Origin of the sequence: Streptomyces sp. AM 2-1-1, assembly GCF_029167645.1 — a bacterium.
Taxonomy (GTDB): domain Bacteria; phylum Actinomycetota; class Actinomycetes; order Streptomycetales; family Streptomycetaceae; genus Streptomyces.
In genome coordinates, this window is sequence record NZ_CP119147.1 from 6794426 (window position 1) to 6811862 (window position 17437).

Below are 17437 nucleotides of genomic sequence, written 5' to 3' on the forward strand. Positions count from 1 at the left end.
CGACCGGCCGCGCTCCCGGTCCCGGGGATGGGCCCGGCCCGTCCGCTCAGCCCGCTACTTCGCGCACGTGGCCTGGTCGGCAGTTGACTTGGCGACGTTCTCCGGTGCCTTCGCCGAAGCGGTGAGCGGGACCCCGGCACCCTTGAAGTCCTTGCCGAGGGTCAGCGTCATGGCGGGCTGACCCTGCGCGTTGGTGACGCTCCCACCGGGCTTCATCGCGGCACCGGACAGGCCCATCAGCGCGGCGAGCCGCCGGGCCTGGTCCGCCTGCCCGGGGGCGTACTCGAGGGTCGTCTTCGCCAGCTCGGCGGGGGCGTTGCCGCCGTTCTCGGACTTCGGTACACCCGCCTCGTTCTGCAGCCAGTCCAGGGTCTTCTGCGCGGAACCGCCCTCGGCGCCGCCGTTGAGGACCCGCACCCGCACCTCGGCGGCGGCCGATCGGCTGCCCTTGAGGCGGGCGGCGACCGCGGCGGCCTCCTTCTTCTTGGCCTGTTTCACGGCGGTGAGGGAGACGTCGTCCGCGACGGCCCGGAATACCGGCGGTGCGAGGGCCTGGTCCATGACGACGGTCGCCTTGACGCTCTCGGCCGGGTTGTCGAGCACCGGTACGGTGGTGAAGGAGATGTTCTTCGGGGGGACCTTCTTCAGCTCCAGCGCCATGTCCTTGAGCGCGCTCACCTTGCCGATGCCGGTGTCCACGGTGAGGGCCTCGGTGGCCGCCTCCGCGAGCTTCACCAGTTTGGTGGGGCTGGTGAGCGTGTCGCCCGAGGACATCTTGCGCATCAGCGAGCCGAGGAACTGCTGCTGGACCGCGATGCGGTCGAGGTCGCCCTGGTTGCCGAAGCTGTGCCGGGTGCGCAGGAAGGCCAGTGCCTGCTCGCCCTGGAGCGTGTGGGTGCCCTTGCCGAGCTTCAGGTGCGAGTCGGGGTCGTCGACGTCCTTGGCGAGACAGACCTCGACGCCCTGGACGGCGGTCGTCAGCGTCTTGACCGCGTTGAAGTCGGCCATCATGAAGTGGTCCACCGGGATGCCGGTGTTCTCCTCGACCGTGCGCATGGTGCAGCCCGGATCGCGGCCGTCCTGGCCGAGACTGGTGTTGAAACGGACCTGCCGCGTTCCCGGGACGACCTTCTCGGTCCCGTCCGCCTGCTTGGTGGGGCAGTCCGGCACGTCCACGATGAGGTCGCGCGGGATGCTGAGCGCCGTCGCGTTCGTGCGGTCCTCGGAGACGTGCAGCAGGATGTTGGTGTCGGCGTGGCCGACGCTGCCGGCGTCGCCGTACCCCTCGTTGCCCGCACCGGTCCGCTTGTCGGTGCCGATGATCAGTATGTTGAAGGCCTCGTCCTTGCTGAAGCCCGAGGCCCCGGCATCGCCCACGTCCTGGGTCGTGACGTTTCCTTCGAGGTGCTTGAGGTAGGCGTACCCGGCGGCGGAGAGGGCCACCAGGACGAAGGCCATCGAGCCGCCGGTCCAGTACAGGAACCGCTTCGTCCTCGGCTTCCGCTTGTTCCGCGCCCCCCGGCGGCCGGGCGGGTCGGCGGGGGCGCCGCGGCGTCTGCGCGGCGCCGGAAGTTCGGCGGGTGACTCCGTACGGCCGGGTGTACGGGTGTCCCGGTCCGGGCGCTCCCGCGCCGGGCCCCGATCCCCGTCCTCCCGGACCGGACCCCGCGGGCTCGGTACACCCGTACGTCCCGGTCGCGGCGTGGAAGGGGTCAGTCGCAGCTCGTACTCCCCGGTGCGCGGATTGAGCACCCACTGATCTGCGGGGTCGATGTCGTCCGCCCGCCCACGGCCTTGCGCGTCCACGGTTGTCGAAGTCCTCCGTCGGGGCCACGCGGCGCCTTCCCCCTGAAGGCGCTCAAGTCTCCTGCTGGGTGCCACCGGACACGGGACGCCGAGATCGCCCGATCCGGTACACCGGATCGCTCACCCTATCCGTCCGGGTCGATACCGGGCCCAGGTGGTGGAACTTTTAACGTCCGTGACTCAGGCAATCAATGCAAAACATCAGAAAAGTGTCGCTCGTCTTGGCCACGGCCCTACACAGCGCGCCGATTCGGCCGGCGTCCGCACGGCACGAGGCCCGGCCCGATCGCCTCCCGCCGGGATGCGGACCGCACCCGGGGCGTGCAGCGTGGGGGAGTGGTGCAGTCGAGGAGTGTGGCGTGGATCCCCGCCGGCGTCATCGTGCTGGCGGTCGTCGTCGACCTGGTCACCCCGCACGAGGTGACCACGGCGCCGCTGCTCATCGCCGCACCCGTCTTCGCCGGACCGCTCCTGCGCCCCCGGGGCATCATCCTGACCGGGCTCGCCTCGATGGCCGTCCACGCCATCCTCACCCGGGTCGACGGCACCTTCGACTGGCGCCGCGGACTGGCCAACCAGGTCACCCTGCTGGCCGTGACCTGGCTGGCGATCTTCATCAGCCGCCGCCTGGACCGCCAGTACGCGCACACCGTGCGCGCCAGGCAGGTGGCGGCCGTCGCCCAGCGGGCCGTCCTGCCCGACCCGCCCGCGCGGATCGGAGCCCTGCGGGTGGCAGCACGCTACGTGCCCGCCGAGGACGAGGCGCTCATCGGAGGCGACCTCTACGTCGTCCAGCACACCCCGCACGGCATCCGCGCCTTCATCGGCGACGTACGGGGCAAGGGCCTCGGCGCCGTCAGCGCCGTCTGCTCCGACCTCGGGGCCTTCCGGTACGCCGCCGACGAGGCCGAGGACCTCGACGCCCTGGTCGGCGCCATGGAACGAGCCCTCACCCGGGAAAGCGACCGCCGCGGCGGCCTGGAACGGGTGGAAGGCTTCACGACCGGTCTCTTCGCCGAGTTCGCCGCCGATCTGTCGTCCGTACGCCTCATCAACCGCGGCCATCCCCCACCGGTGCTGCTCGACGCGGCCGGCACGGCCACGCTGCTCGAACCCTCCGAGGAAGCACCGCCGCTGGGCATCGACGCGCTGCGGGACTGGACCGCGCCCGTCGACGCCTTCCCCTTCCCGCCCGGCGCCACCCTCGTCCTGTACACCGACGGCGTCAGCGAATCCCGCGACCGCGACGGGACGTTCTACGACGCGGCCCAGCGACTGCCCGTCCTCGCCCGGCGCCGCATCGCCCTGGGGGACCCCATCGGGCCGGGGCACCTCCTCGACGTGCTGATCCGCGACGTCCGCCGGCACACCGGTGACCGGCCGCAGGACGACCAGGCCCTGCTCGCCCTGCACCGTCCCCCGGAGGCAAGTTTTCGCTGACACGGGGTTTCGGCCTCCGGCTCCCGGTCACCCGACATCCGGAGACGAAAACACGCAACCGGCCACCGGAAGTGGGAACCATGGAGAACTGGCGCACACGAGCGGCTTGCCGCGAGGAGGACCCGGACCTCTTCTTCCCGATCGGAAGCACCGGGCCCGCACTCCACCAGACCGAGGAGGCGAAGGCGGTCTGCAACGCCTGCCCCGTCCGGGAGGAGTGCCTTCGGTGGGCCCTGGAGAACAACCAGGACTCGGGGGTGTGGGGCGGCCTCGCCGAGGACGAACGCCGGGCGTTCAAGCGCCGCGACCGCCGCAGGGCCGGCCAGCGCGCCTGACGGCCGCGGTCCGTGCCGGGGCGACCGGGGAACCGGCGCGACCGGCGGGACCGGTGCGGTCGGGGGCCCGGTGCGTCCGGGCCCTCCGGCGCGTTCCGGCCGCCCGGATGCCGTGTACGGCCGGGGAGCGGGTACACGAGGAGCCATGGACCTCAACGCCTGGCTCGTCATCGGCGCCGTCGCCGCGCTGCTCACCATGGGTGTCGCCGCCGTCCTGCTCGTACGCGTCGTGCGCGCCCGCAAGCTCCTGACCGAGGCCGGGATACCGCTCCGGTCCAAGGCCCTGTTCTGGGCGGCGCTGATCTACACGGTCTCGCCGGTCGACCTCATCCCCGACCCCGTCTACCTCGACGACATCGGCTTCCTCCTCGTCGCCCTGCGCTCCCTGCACTCGGCCGCGAGCGCGGCCGGCCTCGGGGAACGGGTGCGCGGAAGCCGTCGCCCCAAGGCCCTGCCGACGACGACTCCGGACGGCGGCTGAGCGGGCCCCGGCGGCCACCGGAAACCGGCGGCGCGGGGACGGCAACCTTTGGACGGCCGGGGGCGACTGACGTACGCACACCTTCACCCGCCCCCGGCCGAAAGTGCGTACCGTGAACCCCACATCCGCTCTTGCCCGTTCCCCCCACGCCCGAGGCAGGCGTCCGCGGTCCCCCCGGACCCGCGTTCTGGTCAGTTCGCTGGCCGCCGGTCTGCTCGCCGCCGCCGGCCTCGTCGCCGCGGGCCAGACCTCGCACGCCGCGACCCTGCGGCAGGCCGAGGCGCTGGACCGGGGAGTCGTCAGCGTGCACACCGACAGCGGCAACCTGATCAGCTGGCGGTGGCTCGGCACCGACCCGGACGCCGTCGCGTTCAACGTCTACCGGGCCGGTACCAAGGTCAACGCCACCCCCGTCACCGGCTCGACCAACTACTTCCACGCCGGCGCGCCCGCCACCGCGGACTACACCGTCCGCGCGGTGGTCGGCGGCGTCGAACAGAGCGACTCCGTCCACGCCGTCCAGTTCCGCACCGGATACAAGGACGTGCCCATCAGCCCGCCCGCCGGAGGCACCACCCCGGACGGCGTCTCCTACACCTACGAGGCCAACGACGTCTCCGTGGGCGATCTCGACGGCGACGGAGCCCTCGACTTCGTCCTCAAGTGGCAGCCCACCAACGCCAAGGACAACTCCCAGTCGGGCTACACCGGCAACACCGTCGTCGACGGGATCAAGCTCGACGGCACCCGGCTCTGGCGCATTGACCTGGGCCGCAACATCCGTTCCGGCGCGCACTACACGCAGTTCCAGGTGTACGACTACGACGGTGACGGCGAGGCCGAAGTCGCCATGAAGACCTCGGACGGCACGGTCGACGGCAGGGGGACCACCCTCGGCAGTGCCTCCGCCGACCACCGCAACTCCTCGGGGTACGTCCTCACCGGGCCCGAGTACCTGACCATGTTCAACGGCCGGACCGGTGCGGCCATGGGCTCCGTCGACTACGTTCCCGCGCGCGGCACGGTCTCCTCGTGGGGCGACTCGTACGGCAACCGGGTCGACCGCTTCCTCGCCGGAACCGCCTACCTCGACGGCTCCCGGCCCTCCCTCATCATGGCGCGCGGCTACTACACGCGTTCCGTCATCGCCGCCTGGGACTGGCGGGGCGGCGCGTTCACCCGGCGGTGGACCTTCGACACCAACAGCTCCACCAACTCCGGGCGCGGATACGACGGCCAGGGCAACCACCAGCTCTCCGTGGCCGACGTCGACGCCGACGGCAAGGACGAGATCGTGTACGGCTCCATGGCCGTGGACGACAACGGCGCCGCCCTGTGGACCACGAAGAACGGCCACGGAGACGCCCAGCACGTCGGCGACCTCGACCCGTCCCGACCGGGCCTGGAGGAGTTCAAGGTGGACGAGGACAGCTCCAAGCCCTCGTCCTGGATGGCCGACGCGCGCACCGGGCAGATCCTGTGGTCGACCCCGGCCGACGGCGACAACGGCCGGGGCGTCTCGGGAGACATCTGGTCCGGCAGCCTCGGCGCCGAGTCCTGGTCCTCGGCGGCCGACGGCGTCCGCAACCCCTCCGGTGCCGTGGTCGCCACCCGCAAGCCGTCCAGCACCAACTTCCTGACCTGGTGGGACGGCGACACCACCCGCGAACTGCTCGACTCCACCCACATCGACAAGTACGGCACCTCGTCCGACACCCGACTGCTGACCGGCGCCTCCGTCCATGCCAACAACGGCACGAAGGCCACCCCCGCCCTCTCCGGCGACCTCTTCGGCGACTGGCGGGAAGAGGTCGTCTGGCCGACGACCAACAACACCGCCCTGCGGATCTACTCCACGCCGTACGAGACCACCACCAAGATCACCACACTGCTCCACGACACCCAGTACCGCACCGCGCTGGCCTGGCAGAACACCGCGTACAACCAGCCTCCGCACCCGAGCTTCGCCATCGGCAGCGGCATGGCGACGGCCCCCCGGCCCGCCATCACCACACCGTAGAACGGTGACGCGCCTTCCCCGGCGCGCACGGAGGCGCGGCTGCGGGCTTGCCCCACCCGCAGCCGCACCTCCGGTCCGAGCCGGGTCGGGGAGGACGTGGGGAGAACGTCCGCCCGGCCCGGTCCCGGGTGTACCGGCTCCCCCGTGTGCGCTCCTCAGCGCCCGACCGTCGCCACGACCACCTTCCCGCCGCCCTCCCGGCTCCGTACCTGCACGTCATGGGCGAGGCGCCGGATCATGGGCCAGCCGAAGCCACCGGTGCGCCCCGTGAGGTCGGGGGTGCGGTCCTGGGGATGGGCCGAACTGTCGTCGGAGACCCGGACCTGCAGAGCGCGGCGATCAGCGGCGAGCCGGAGCGCGGAGACGCCACCGGCGTGGCGGATCGCGTTGGTCACCAGCTCCGACACGAGCAGGATCAGGTTCTGCACCGTGTCCGCGCGGGGCGGCGGATCGAGACGTTCGAGGAAGGCGGCGATCGCGTCACGGGCCTCGGCGGCCCGCAGCGGCCTGCAGACGAATTCGACGCGTGTGTCGGTGGAAGTCGAGTCTTTCATCTGAACGTGGTGGCGCATATGAATTACCCCGTCAAGTGAATTCCGTGGTCAATCCTGCATGTACCCCGGAGAAAACGGTTCAAGGACGGCTTTCCTTGATCGATTGCAGAAAATGATCGGAGAGGGGCGGGGCGCGTGGACCCCTTGGCCTGGAGCCTGGCCCGGGTTGCCCCCGAGGCTCGTCCCGCGTGGCCCTCGGGGCTTGTCATGCCTGCTCGGAGAGGCTCTGGCGAGGGCGGGGCGATTCCGTCGGGGTGAGGCTCGGGGGCGGGAGGTGTGACCCGCCGAAGTCCGGGCACATGAGTGGTCGGAGGTTGATAATCATGGTCCCGCTTCTTCTCGTCCTGCTTCTCGCTCTCATTCTCTTCGGCGCCGGATTCGCGCTGAAGGCGTTGTGGTGGATCGCCGTGATCGTGCTGGTGGTGTGGCTGCTGGGCTTTGTCATCCGCCCGGCATCCAGTGGCCGGAAGGGACGCTGGTACCGCTGGTGAATTCGCCCCGCCCTTTTCGGCGGGACGGATTTCTGACCCACTGCCGGCTTGCGGGCGGCCCCGGTGACATGACGTCACCGGGGCCGCCCGCGTTCCGGTGCACAACCGGACCGCATCCTCGCCCCGGACGTGTTCCGCCGCTCACGCGGCCGGTGTGAGCAGCTCGGCCGGGCGTGCCGCGAACGCGGTGACGCGCTCGCGGTCCGGCCCGCTCGGGGCGACGCGGTAACCGTGCCGGATTCCGTGGAAGGTGGCGGTGACCGCGTGCCACTGGGCCCACCGCCGGACACGCTCACGATCGAATCCCGCCGCCTCCGTGTAGATGTCCAGGACGCGCTCCACGGCCCGGCTCGGGTCGTCCGACTCCATGAACGAGCGGGCGCGTGACGTGAGGAGGGTCCCCCGTCGTAGGCGGGATCGCCCGGGTGCCCCTTCGGGCCGACGGCCGGCCACGGTTCCCTCTCGGCCCGCAGGGACGTTCCTGCCGTGCAGGTCGCGGTGGACGACCGTGTCCGGCTGCTCCGGGCCGAGTTCCCGGACGGTGGCCCGGCGTGGCCGGTGACCCGGCCGGGCAGCGTGTGGGGGAGCCGTTCGGTGTCGGAGCGCAACTCCTCCTCCCCGTCGTCAGCCCGCTCCCGCAGCCGGGGCGGACCGGCCTGGGCGGGGACGGCGAGCCGGCGGCTGATCTCCGCGGCGACGGCCGCGACCGTGTCGTCGTCCCCGGACTCGGCGAGGTTCGACGTCCCCACACGTTCGAGGAGCATCGCGAAGCGTGCGTCGTCCCGTCGGTGGAGCAGCACGGCGCCGCGGTCGCCCCACGCCGCGAGGCCGTCCGGCTCGTGGAACTTGCCCGGGTGCGGGAAGGACACCTTGACCATGGCGGCTCCCTCGGCGCACCCCCGTACCGGGAGGACGACTCCGACGCCGCCGTGCGTGATCGTCCCGTCCGGGGAGCAGCTCCAGCGGTCGAGCAACTCCTCGACGAGCGAGGGGAGTGTGCTGATCCAGGCCGCTCCGGCGGCGCCCTCGCGTCCGACGGTGGCGCGGGCGAAGGCGTCCGGAATCGTGAGTATCCAGTCAGGCCAGTGCTCCGACCGCATGGGCTCCCCGGCTTGGGCTGTGTCGGTGGGAGGGTGTCCGCCCCGGTGGATACCCGTTTCGCCGCGGACGGGCGCGCGACGACAGCCGAGAACGAAAACGACCCCGCCATGGACTGGCCGCAGGGGTGGTACTCCGCCCGGTGCGACGAAAACGGGGAGCGCGAGAGGGCGTCGGGATCGCCACGCTCGTCAACCCAGGTCGGTCCATCGCATCGACCTGGAAGACGCCGGCCTCGAAGGACGCCGGCCGTGAAGGACAGCGGCCTCGAAGGATACCGACCCCGAAGGACGCCGGCCCCGAAGGACACCGGCCTCGGTGCCGCACGGTTGCGAGGATGAACGGAAGGGCGCGGTGCGCGCCGGTGAAGCTTCCACTTCCCGCACGCCGCCCGCGCGGCCGACCGATGCCCCCCGACGGGGTTCGACCTGGTGGCGGCCGGTGGTGGGCGGCCCGGTCCGCCCACCTCCCCGAAGTCGTCGACCGATCTCTGCTGCATCTCTTGACGGCCCCGGACCCTCCTCCTACGGTATGCGCCGGGAGAGCGCTCTCTCCGAGTTCCGTTTCTGGGAACAGTTTCTGACGGACCTTCACGCATTCCGACGGGCGGGGTGTGCGGTTGGGTGGGAGAGCGCTCTCTCACAGGGTGGTCCGCCGTTCGGCGGGCCGCGGTGTGCGTTCCGAGAAGGAGCAGCGACGTATGAGATTCAGATCCGGCCGAGCCGCGGCGGCAGTGGTGGCAGGCGTCCTCGCCATCCCCGTCCTGGGAGCTCCGGCGTTCGGTGCGGACGCGCCGGTCCTGCTGTCGCAGGGCCGTACCGTGACGGCATCCTCGGAGGAGAACGGCGGCACCACGGCCGCGAAGGCGGTCGACGGCGACACCGGCACCCGCTGGTCCAGCGCCGCGTCCGACAACCAGTGGATACAGGTCGACCTCGGCTCCTCGTCCAACGTCAGCAAGGTGGTGCTCAACTGGGAGGCCGCCTACGCGAAGGGATACCGCGTCCAGGTCTCCGCGGACGGTTCCAACTGGAGCGACCTGCGCACGGTGACGGACGGGGACGGCGGCACCGACACCCTCGACGTCAGCGGCACCGGCCGCTACGTACGGGTGCAGGGCACCGTGCGGGCGACCGCGTACGGCTACTCGCTCTGGGAGTTCCAGGTCTTCGGCTCCGCTGGGGGGACCGTCGACCCGGGCACCGGTACCGGCCAGTGCGGCACGGCCAACGCCGCGCTGAACCGTACGGCGACCGCCTCCTCCGTGGAGAACGCCGGCACCCCGGCCTCCGCCGCCTTCGACGGCAACGGCGCGACCCGCTGGGCGAGTCAGGCGACCGACACCCAGTGGATCCAGGTGGACCTCGGTGCGGTCAAGGACATCTGTCAGGTGGACCTCGCGTGGGAGGCGGCCTACGGCAAGGACTTCACCATCCGGGCGTCCACGGACGGCACCACCTTCACCGAGCTGAAGAAGGTGACCGGCGCCACCGGCGGAAACGCCTCGTACCAGGTCCAGGGTTCGGGCCGCTACCTCCGCATCGCGGGTACGGCCCGGGGCACCGGGTACGGCTACTCCCTCTGGGAAGCGGCCGTCCACGTGAAGGACGGCTCCACTCCGCCCGTGCAGGGCGGCGGTGACCTCGGCCCCAACGTCAAGGTCTTCGACCCCTCGATGCCGGCCGCCACCGTCCAGCAGCAGATCGACACGATCTACAAGCAGCAGGAGTCCGCGCAGTTCGGCGAGGGCCGCTACGCGCTGGTCTTCAAGCCCGGCAGCTACGACGTCAACGTCAACACCGGCTTCTACACCTCGGTGCACGGCCTCGGGAAGAACCCCGACGACGTGACTGTCAAGGGAGTCAGCGTCGACGCCGGCTGGTTCAACGGCAACGCGACGCAGAACTTCTGGCGCTCCACGGAGAACCTCTCCATCGCCCCGTACGACGGCACCAACCGCTGGGCGGTCGCCCAGGCCGCTCCGTTCCGCCGGATGCACGTCAAGGGCGGGCTCAACCTCGCTCCCTCCGGCTACGGCTGGGCGAGCGGCGGGTACATCGCCGACTCCAAGATCGACGGCACGGTCGGCCCGTACTCGCAGCAGCAGTGGTACACCCGTGACAGCTCCATCGGCGGCTGGACCAACTCCGTCTGGAACATGGTCTTCTCGGGGACCGAGGGCGCGCCGGCGACCTCCTTCCCGGAGCCCCGCTACACCACGCTGGACACCACCCCGGTCAGCCGCGAGAAGCCATACCTCTACCTCGACGGCAACACCTACAAGGTCTTCGTGCCCTCCAAGCGGGTCAACGCGCGGGGCGTGAGCTGGGCCAACGGATCGACCCCCGGTACCTCGATCGGGCTCGACCAGTTCTACGTGGCCAAGCCGGGCGTCTCCGCCGCCACCATCAACCAGGCGCTCGCGCAGGGCCTCCACCTGCTCTTCACCCCGGGCGTCTACCACCTCGACCGCACCATCGAGGTCAACCGTGCCGACACGGTGGTCCTGGGCCTCGGCCTCGCCACTCTCGTGCCGGACAACGGCGTCACCGCGATGAAGGTCGCCGACGTCGACGGGGTCAAGCTCGCGAGCTTCCTGATCGACGCGGGCACCACCAACTCGCCCACCCTGCTGGAGTTCGGCAAGCAGGGCACGCACACGGACCACGCGACCAACCCGTCCTCGATGCAGGACGTGTTCGTGCGGGTGGGTGGCCAGTTCGCGGGCAAGGCCACGACGGCCGTCGAGATCTACAGCGACGACACGCTCATCGACCACACCTGGATCTGGCGGGCCGACCACGGCTCCGGCGTCGGCTGGAACGTGAACGCCGCCGACAACGGGCTGCTCGTCCACGGCGACGACGTACTCGCCACCGGCCTCTTCGTCGAGCACTTCAAGAAGTACGACGTCGAGTGGTTCGGCGAGCGCGGACGGACGATCTTCTTCCAGAACGAGAAGGCGTACGACGTCCCGAGCCAGGCCGAGTGGATGGACGGCACCAGCAAGGGGTACGCCGGCTACAAGGTCGACAACGCCGTCAACGCGCACGAGGCCTGGGGCGTGGGCAGTTACTGCGCCTTCACCCTGCCGGGCATCGAGGTGGACCGCGGCTTCCAGGTCCCGGTGAAGCCGGGCGTGAGGTTCCACAGCATCCTGACCGTCTCGCTCGGCGGGGCCGGGCGCTACAACCACGTCATCAACGACACGGGCGCCCCGGCGTTCGGAACGGACACCGTTCCGTCCATGGTCACCAACTTCTCCGGCTGACAGCCGGGTAGTGGGTGCGGGTCATCGGCCTCAGGGCCGGTGACCCGGCGAGGCGGGTACCGGACGGCGGTCCGGTACCCGCCTCGCGTACGTTCGCTCACCCGGCGGACGGGACGGAGCGGGCGGTGGTCAGATGGCGGCGGCCTGCGAGGACCGGTCGGCGGGCGGACATCCGCGGACGCGGGTCAGCGGCCCTTCGGGCTCAGCCCGCTTTGCAGGAGACCGTGGGCCAAGCCGTGGAGCCGTTGGTCTGGATCGTCACTCCCCAGTTGTTGCCGCTGCCGTTGGGCTTGGCCGTCAGCACCTGCGCGCTGGGGTAGGAGGCGGCGATGTTCCACGTGGCGATGATCTTCTCGGGGGACGGGACGTTCATGGTGACGGTCCAGTTGCTGGACCCGGTGACCGAGACACTCAGGTTGTAGCGGTCGCTCCACTGCTGCCCCGCCGACAGGACCGCCGAGCAACCGCCGCCCGTGCCACCTCCGTCGCCGTTCCCGTCGGGCGCCACCGCGCGCCCCGTCTGCGGGGAGATCATGCCGGCGCACAGCCCGCGGGCTGCCAGCCCCTGGGCGATGCGCGGAATCGCGGCGAGGGTGGCGGCCGGCCACTCGTGCATGAGGATGATCTGGCCGTTGGTGAGCCGCCCGGCCGCCTGCACGATCGCGTCGGTACTGGCGCCGTTCCAGTCCTGCGAGTCGACGTCCCAGATCACCTGCGTCAAGCCGTACTTGGCTTCGACGGCCTGCAGCGTCGCGTTGGTCTCACCGTACGGGGGACGGAAGAGCTTGGGCGTCCCGCCGCCCGCCGCGGCGATGGCCTGCTGGGTCCGGGAGACCTCCGAGTCCATCTGCGCCTGGCTCTGCTGGATCAGGTGCGGGTGGGTGTAGCTGTGGTTGCCGACCCACATGCCCGCGTCGACCTCCGCCTTCACCTGGGCCGGGTAGGAGGCCGCGAACTGGCCTTCGTTGAACATGGTCGCCCGGAGCCCGTTCTGCTTCAGGGCGTTGAGCACGGCGGGCGTGTGGTCGTTCGAGGGGCCGTCGTCGAAGGTCAGCCCGACATAGCCGTTACAGGTGGCGGCGTACGACGGCGAGGCGACGGTCGCCAGGGCGGCGACGGTGGTCAGCGCCGTCATGACCGCCGCGAGGCCGGTGGCCAGGCCGCGAGACGAGGCGATCGAGTGGGTGGTTCGCATGGGTTCCTCCGTGGGGGAAGGCGACTGCGGCGCCCAGCCATGCCGGAAGGCCGTCTCCTGGGACGGTGAAGAGCGTCAAGTCCGCTCCCGTTGAGCGGAGTTCGGACGAGACGCGTGGATCGACCGGCGTGGGTGCTGGATACGGCGAACAGTGTTGACGCGGCTCCCTGGGCTGTCAATGGTTTCGACCGTGAGGGCGAAAGCTTCGAGCGGCCTCCTGCGATCGGCCCTGAGCGTTTCCCCAGTTGGGGTGATGTTTTCCGTGCGCACGGCGGAAAAATGTCGCGTGGAGTGTGGGGTGGTGCTCTCTACAGGGGGCGATCCAGGGTTGGGGAGAGCGAAAGTTTCGAAACTCTGTTGCGCCGCCCGAAGAGTGGTGTCGGGTGCCGGGTGCCGAACGCCCGCTGTCGGCACCGGCGGCGGGGGCGGGTGCGGGAAGGGGCACTCGCCGCGTCGGCGCTCTGGCGTCACCGCTCCACCGACGCGGGACGGGGCCACCCGATCGCGCCCCGAACCGGTGCCCGCCCGCAGGAGGGGCGGCCTGCACTACCGCGACACCTGTCGTCCCCGCCTCTTGGTGGGGGATCACGGCTCGACTGGACCGAGTCGGGGTTCGCCGGCCTGAACCACGTGGCTCCCACGGCACCGAGCGCCGTGCTCACGCCGAGCGGAGTGCTGCGATCAACGTCGACCCGCGCCCGGACCCCCCCGACGGGAGCCGAAGACCGGCGTCGCCCCCGGCTCTCCGATCCGCGACGGGACCGAGTCCCCCGCGGTGGCCGCCTTCCGCACGGGGGCGACCGGCGCCCCTTGCAGCCCCGCGAGCCGTTCGGCAGCGGAAGGATCCGACACACGGGTCCGTGACGCGCGACCTCGTGGGACGAGCGGAACGGCAGGTCGTTCAGGCAGGTTCCATGGTGGGGAAGAGGGCGTCCGCACAAGGCAGCAGGCGGAGAGCGCCACCGCGCCGTCCCCGGCCCCGTTCCGGCCCGACTCACCGGCGCCGAGTCGTTCCCGTCCGACCCACTGAGTGACGTGCATCGTGACATCGCAGGTCACGGGTCTGGTGTGGGTGACGATTCGGGGACTCGCGCCGGTCGGCGGCTGATGTCTGTGCCGTGGATCATCGGGCAGGCCCGGTTCCGACGGCCTGCGGGGTTCGGCTGCACCGTGACCGGCCCCCACCTACGATCCGTCAGCCGGGCGGCACGCCATGAGACCGCTGGGGCTGCGGAGATGCGGGAGCGACAGCGGATCACGGCCCGCCGGAGCGAACTGGACGCCCCCGCCGCGCGGTTGACCGAGCGGCTGCAGGAGGTGCGGGTCGAGTGGGAGGAGCTGGCCCTCGCGGAGCTGGTGTTGAATCGCTTGGCCGAGCAGGCCCAGGCCGATGCCGAGGCGGTCGCTCCGGTATCGGCGAAGGCGGCCGGGCGGGCGGTACTGCTGATCCCGCACCGCAACGACGCGGCCGACGGGGATGCGCTGCCGTGCGACCACCGCAAGATTCTGGCGATCGTGCGGGAGGCGGACGGTCCGGTGCAGGCCAGGGCGGTGGCGAGCGGCTGGCCTGGACGCGCCGGTGCGCGACGGGCTGGAGCCGCTGCGGGCGAAGATGACCAAGCCCGCCGACCGCGTCCGGCTGCAGAAGCGCCCTGACGGGCGGTTCACCGCACGTCCATACCCGGGCGTGGCCGGGGAGCCTGCAATCGTCATCCGACAGGACTCGCCCGGTTCCCCACCGGCTTGACGCATGCCTATATCGGAATATGATTTCTCCCATGGCACGAGCAGCGACGACGTCGGACGTCTTCAACGCGATCGCCGAGCCGCAGCGCCGGGACATCCTGGCGCTGCTGCGGGCGGGTGAGCGGCCGGTGACCGACCTGGCCCGGGAGCTGGGGATGAGTCAGCCGGGAGCGTCCAAGCACCTGCGGGTGCTCCGGGAGGTGGGGCTGGTACGGGTCCGCGGGGCGGGCAAGCAGCGCCTCTACGGCTTGGACGCCAGCGGGCTGCGGCCGGTCCATGAGTGGGTCGGCGGATTCGAGCGGTTCTGGAACGAGAGTTTCGACCGGCTGGACACCTACGTGCAGGACCTCAAGCAGACCCAACAGGAGGAATGACCGATGGCAGGGGCAAGGCAAGAATCGCGGGCGGAGCCGGCGACGGCCGACCGGGAGATCGTGATCTCCAGGGTCATCGACGCCCCGCGGGAGCTGGTGTTCGAAGCTTTCACCGAGGTCCGGCACCTGTCGCGGTGGTGGGGGCCGGAGGGGTTCACCACCACCACGCAGTCGTTCGAGTTCCGCGTCGGCGCGGAGTGGGACTTCGTGATGCACGGACCGGACGGGACCGACTACAGCGAGTGGATCTCCTGGACCGAGATCGTCGCGCCGGAGCGGATCGAGTTTCTCCATGGTGAGTCCCGCGGCGACCCGAACGCCTTCGAGTCGGTCCTGACGTTCGAGCCCGACGGCGCGGCGACCCGGATCGAGATGCGCACGGTGTTCCCCACCAAGGAACTGCGCGACGAGGCGGTCGAGAAGTACCACGCGATCGAGGGCGGTCGGCAGACCCTGAGCAACCTGGCTGCCTATGTCACCGACCTCGCGGGGAAGGGAGCGGAGGGCTGATGGCCGGGAAGGTGTTCTTCAGCGTGTCGATGTCGCTGGACGGGTTCATCGCGCCCGAGTCCTCCGAGGACTTGATGGGGCAGCAGTGGATGGAACTGCAGCAGTGGATCTTCCCGCTGCGGTTCTTCCGGGAGAACCTGAAGCTCGGTGAGGGCGGCAAGGAAGGGCGCGACAACGACATCGCGCGGAATACGTTCGAGCGCACCGGCGCGAGCGTCATGGGCAAGCGCATGTTCGACGCCGGCGAGCGGATGTGGCCGGAGGAGGCGCCCTTCCACACGCCGGTGTTCGTCGTGACGCACGAGAAGCGTGACCCCTGGGAGCGGCCCGGCGGCACCACGTTCCATTTCGTCAACGACGGCATCGAGACCGCGCTCGACCAGGCCCGCGAGGCCGCCGGCGACCGCGACGTCCGCATCGCGGGCGGCGGCGCGACGATCCTGGAGTACGTGAACGCGGGCCTGGTCGACGAGTTCTCGATCGCGCTGTCACCGGTGCTGTTCGGCGCCGGCATCCGCCTGTTCGACGGCGTGGACGCGTCCAGGGTCGCTCTGGAGCCGGTCCGTTCGGAGCCGTCGTCGCGGGTGACGCACCTGACCTACGCCGTGCACCCACGGTAACCGCGCCACCGCTCCACCCCAGCGAGTCGAGCACCCGCGGCGCACCCGCTTGAATCAGCAGGCCATCGCGGCCGGCTGCGAATGGTCGCATAACGTGCCTGCCCTCAGAGGCGGTTGAGCTTGGTGGGAAGAGAAACATCTGTCTCACCGAGGGTCCTGAGGGCCTGGTCCGCACCGCCCGCCTGCCGCTGTCGAGCGCCACCCTGAACCAACTTGTCTCGCCGACCTGATACGCGGCCACCTGAGGGAGATGGGCTCGCGGTGGCGGGCCTGTGGCGGGCCTTGTCCGCGGGAAAGATCGCGGGGATCGTGCTGGCTGTCCAGCGCTGTGACCGGCGGCCCGGCGGCCCGGCGGCCCGGCGATCTGGCGGGCCGGAACGGGGTGCACCGCACCACCGCCACCCGCCGGGCGCGGGAAGTCGTCGGTCTGTCGGCTGCCCGCGCCCCGCGTCTGGGACCGCGCGCTGAGGAAGATTGCCCGAAAGGGTGGCGGGGTGGTGCTGCGGGACGGCTCCCTGATACGCACCCGGCGCACCGGAACCGAGAAGCGGAAGAACTATTCGGGCAAGCACCAATGCCACGGCCTGCTCGTGATCGCTCTCACCGACGACTGCGGCCGACGGGTACGGGTCTTTGCGGTGCGGCCCGGACGGTCCTCGGAGATCACCGCCTGCCGCCAGGACGGACTCACCGTTCACCTGCGGGCGGCCGGTCTCGGCGCGATCGCCGACCTGGGGTTCGTCGGACTCGATGACGCCGGTCCGGACGCCGACCCGGCGGTGATCGCCGGCTACGAGGCCGCCCGCCGACGGCCCCTGATCCGCAGTCGGGAGCCTTCCAGCAAGGCGTTGGCCGCAGTGCGGGCCCCTGTCGAGCACGGCTTCGCCCCTCTCAAGAACGGGCGTGTCCTCGGCAAGGTCCGCACGGATCCGAGGTGGGCGACTGCGCTGCTGCGGGCCCTGCTGGTGCTGACGACCAGGAACTCGCCCGTTGACGGACGATCTTGTCGGTGGACTACCGCTCCGGACCTGCCCGAGCCTCCCGACGCTACGCACACCAGGTCATCTGACGTGCAGTTTTCACCATGCACCGTGCTCACTGGTACCGACCCGTTCGATCCCCCAGGTCGCAAGGTCCTGGTCCGCGCGGATGGCCGCCCGATCGCCCGGCTCGCCGAAATCATCCCCCGTCCCGTCAGTCGGAACCGCCCGTAGAGCTGGGCTCCGCCCACCGAGGTCCGTGCCGGCCGCGCAACCGGCAGGGCGCAACCGCTCAGGGCGCGACCGGTCGGAGCGGGGCCGTGCGAGGGCGGAGGCATGAGAGGGCGGACCAGGACGGGGGGCCGACCGCGACACGGTGAACCGTGGGCTCGGACGTACGTCCCCTCGTGGCGAGTGCCCCTGTGCCACCCGCCGCTTGCGGTGCCAGAGATCGCCGACAGATTGGCTCAATCGCTCCTTGTGGGGGAGTTCCCCGGGGGAAACGACTCGCCCCGC

Annotated in this window: 15 protein-coding genes; 11 read left to right on the top strand and 4 right to left on the bottom strand. The window is 70.9% G+C overall.

Annotated elements, in window-relative coordinates; all coding sequences use genetic code 11:
• Window positions 1–54: 54 nt before the first annotated feature.
• Complete coding sequence (locus PZB77_RS29365; RefSeq protein WP_275495653.1) at window positions 55–1806, bottom strand: LCP family protein; 1752 nt, start codon at window positions 1804–1806, stop codon at window positions 55–57.
• Between the two features lie 336 nt (window positions 1807–2142).
• Between PZB77_RS29365 and PZB77_RS29370 the strand changes: the two genes are divergently transcribed.
• From PZB77_RS29370 to PZB77_RS29385, 4 genes are all read left to right on the top strand, one after another.
• Complete coding sequence (locus tag PZB77_RS29370; RefSeq protein WP_275495654.1) at window positions 2143–3246, top strand: PP2C family protein-serine/threonine phosphatase; 1104 nt, start codon at window positions 2143–2145, stop codon at window positions 3244–3246.
• Between the two features lie 80 nt (window positions 3247–3326).
• On the top strand, window positions 3327–3581 hold the full coding sequence (locus PZB77_RS29375) for a WhiB family transcriptional regulator (RefSeq protein WP_275495655.1): 255 nt from the start codon (window positions 3327–3329) through the stop codon (window positions 3579–3581).
• A gap of 145 nt (window positions 3582–3726) precedes the next feature.
• Window positions 3727–4062 (top strand): YkvA family protein, encoded by a 336-nt coding sequence (locus tag PZB77_RS29380; protein ID WP_275495656.1) that lies wholly within the window; start codon window positions 3727–3729, stop codon window positions 4060–4062.
• Between the two features lie 187 nt (window positions 4063–4249).
• The gene (locus tag PZB77_RS29385; protein ID WP_275496271.1) at window positions 4250–6082 is read left to right on the top strand and encodes a rhamnogalacturonan lyase; all 1833 of its coding nucleotides are present in this window, start codon (window positions 4250–4252) and stop codon (window positions 6080–6082) included.
• Between the two features lie 155 nt (window positions 6083–6237).
• Here the strand turns inward: PZB77_RS29385 and PZB77_RS29390 are convergent, their stop codons facing one another.
• A complete protein-coding gene (locus PZB77_RS29390; protein ID WP_275495657.1) occupies window positions 6238–6636 on the bottom strand; it encodes an ATP-binding protein in 399 nt (132 codons plus the stop codon).
• 323 nt (window positions 6637–6959) lie between these two features.
• On the opposite strand from PZB77_RS29390, the gene PZB77_RS29395 reads away from it, so the two are divergent.
• Window positions 6960–7127 (top strand): hydrophobic protein, encoded by a 168-nt coding sequence (locus tag PZB77_RS29395; protein WP_275495658.1) that lies wholly within the window; start codon window positions 6960–6962, stop codon window positions 7125–7127.
• Between the two features lie 141 nt (window positions 7128–7268).
• On the opposite strand, the gene PZB77_RS31305 is transcribed toward PZB77_RS29395, so the two are convergent.
• Window positions 7269–7496 carry a hypothetical protein gene (locus PZB77_RS31305; RefSeq protein ID WP_343299889.1) on the bottom strand — a complete coding sequence of 76 codons (228 nt, stop codon included), beginning with the start codon at window positions 7494–7496 and terminating at the stop codon, window positions 7269–7271.
• A 1429-nt stretch (window positions 7497–8925) separates the two neighbouring features.
• Here PZB77_RS31305 and PZB77_RS29405 point away from each other — a divergent pair.
• On the top strand, window positions 8926–11496 hold the full coding sequence (locus tag PZB77_RS29405) for a discoidin domain-containing protein (protein ID WP_275495659.1): 2571 nt from the start codon (window positions 8926–8928) through the stop codon (window positions 11494–11496).
• Window positions 11497–11698: 202 nt separating this feature from the next.
• Here PZB77_RS29405 and PZB77_RS29410 read toward each other — a convergent pair whose 3' ends face one another.
• Window positions 11699–12691, bottom strand: a complete 993-nt coding sequence (locus tag PZB77_RS29410; RefSeq protein ID WP_275495660.1) for a polysaccharide deacetylase family protein — start codon at window positions 12689–12691, stop codon at window positions 11699–11701.
• A gap of 1236 nt (window positions 12692–13927) precedes the next feature.
• Between PZB77_RS29410 and PZB77_RS29415 the strand changes: the two genes are divergently transcribed.
• The 5 genes from PZB77_RS29415 (at window position 13928) to PZB77_RS29435 (ending at window position 17155) form a co-directional block, all read left to right on the top strand.
• Window positions 13928–14347, top strand: coding sequence for a hypothetical protein (locus PZB77_RS29415; RefSeq protein WP_275495661.1), 420 nt, complete (start codon window positions 13928–13930; stop codon window positions 14345–14347).
• 122 nt (window positions 14348–14469) lie between these two features.
• Window positions 14470–14811, top strand: a complete 342-nt coding sequence (locus tag PZB77_RS29420; protein ID WP_275495662.1) for a metalloregulator ArsR/SmtB family transcription factor — start codon at window positions 14470–14472, stop codon at window positions 14809–14811.
• Between the two features lie 3 nt (window positions 14812–14814).
• A complete protein-coding gene (locus PZB77_RS29425) occupies window positions 14815–15321 on the top strand; it encodes an SRPBCC family protein (RefSeq protein ID WP_275495663.1) in 507 nt (168 codons plus the stop codon).
• Window positions 15321–15941, top strand: a complete 621-nt coding sequence (locus PZB77_RS29430) for a dihydrofolate reductase family protein (RefSeq protein WP_275495664.1) — start codon at window positions 15321–15323, stop codon at window positions 15939–15941. The genes PZB77_RS29425 and PZB77_RS29430 overlap by 1 nt, the downstream gene beginning before the upstream one ends.
• Before the next feature lie 494 nt (window positions 15942–16435).
• Window positions 16436–17155, top strand: coding sequence for a transposase (locus tag PZB77_RS29435; RefSeq protein WP_275495665.1), 720 nt, complete (start codon window positions 16436–16438; stop codon window positions 17153–17155).
• Window positions 17156–17437: the final 282 nt, after the last annotated feature.

What these genes read in the sequence shown, in the direction of transcription:
- PZB77_RS29390 (WP_275495657.1), bottom strand. Translation starts at nt 6,636, where the DNA reads ATGAAAGACTCGACTTCCACCGACACACGCGTCGAATTCGTCTGCAGG.
- PZB77_RS29375 (WP_275495655.1), top strand. Translation starts at nt 3,327, where the DNA reads ATGGAGAACTGGCGCACACGAGCGGCTTGCCGCGAGGAGGACCCGGAC.
- PZB77_RS29415 (WP_275495661.1), top strand. Translation starts at nt 13,928, where the DNA reads ATGCGGGAGCGACAGCGGATCACGGCCCGCCGGAGCGAACTGGACGCC.
- PZB77_RS29405 (WP_275495659.1), top strand. Translation starts at nt 8,926, where the DNA reads ATGAGATTCAGATCCGGCCGAGCCGCGGCGGCAGTGGTGGCAGGCGTC.
- PZB77_RS29380 (WP_275495656.1), top strand. Translation starts at nt 3,727, where the DNA reads ATGGACCTCAACGCCTGGCTCGTCATCGGCGCCGTCGCCGCGCTGCTC.
- PZB77_RS29430 (WP_275495664.1), top strand. Translation starts at nt 15,321, where the DNA reads ATGGCCGGGAAGGTGTTCTTCAGCGTGTCGATGTCGCTGGACGGGTTC.
- PZB77_RS29420 (WP_275495662.1), top strand. Translation starts at nt 14,470, where the DNA reads ATGGCACGAGCAGCGACGACGTCGGACGTCTTCAACGCGATCGCCGAG.
- PZB77_RS29410 (WP_275495660.1), bottom strand. Translation starts at nt 12,691, where the DNA reads ATGCGAACCACCCACTCGATCGCCTCGTCTCGCGGCCTGGCCACCGGC.
- PZB77_RS29395 (WP_275495658.1), top strand. Translation starts at nt 6,960, where the DNA reads ATGGTCCCGCTTCTTCTCGTCCTGCTTCTCGCTCTCATTCTCTTCGGC.
- PZB77_RS29425 (WP_275495663.1), top strand. Translation starts at nt 14,815, where the DNA reads ATGGCAGGGGCAAGGCAAGAATCGCGGGCGGAGCCGGCGACGGCCGAC.
- PZB77_RS31305 (WP_343299889.1), bottom strand. Translation starts at nt 7,496, where the DNA reads ATGGAGTCGGACGACCCGAGCCGGGCCGTGGAGCGCGTCCTGGACATC.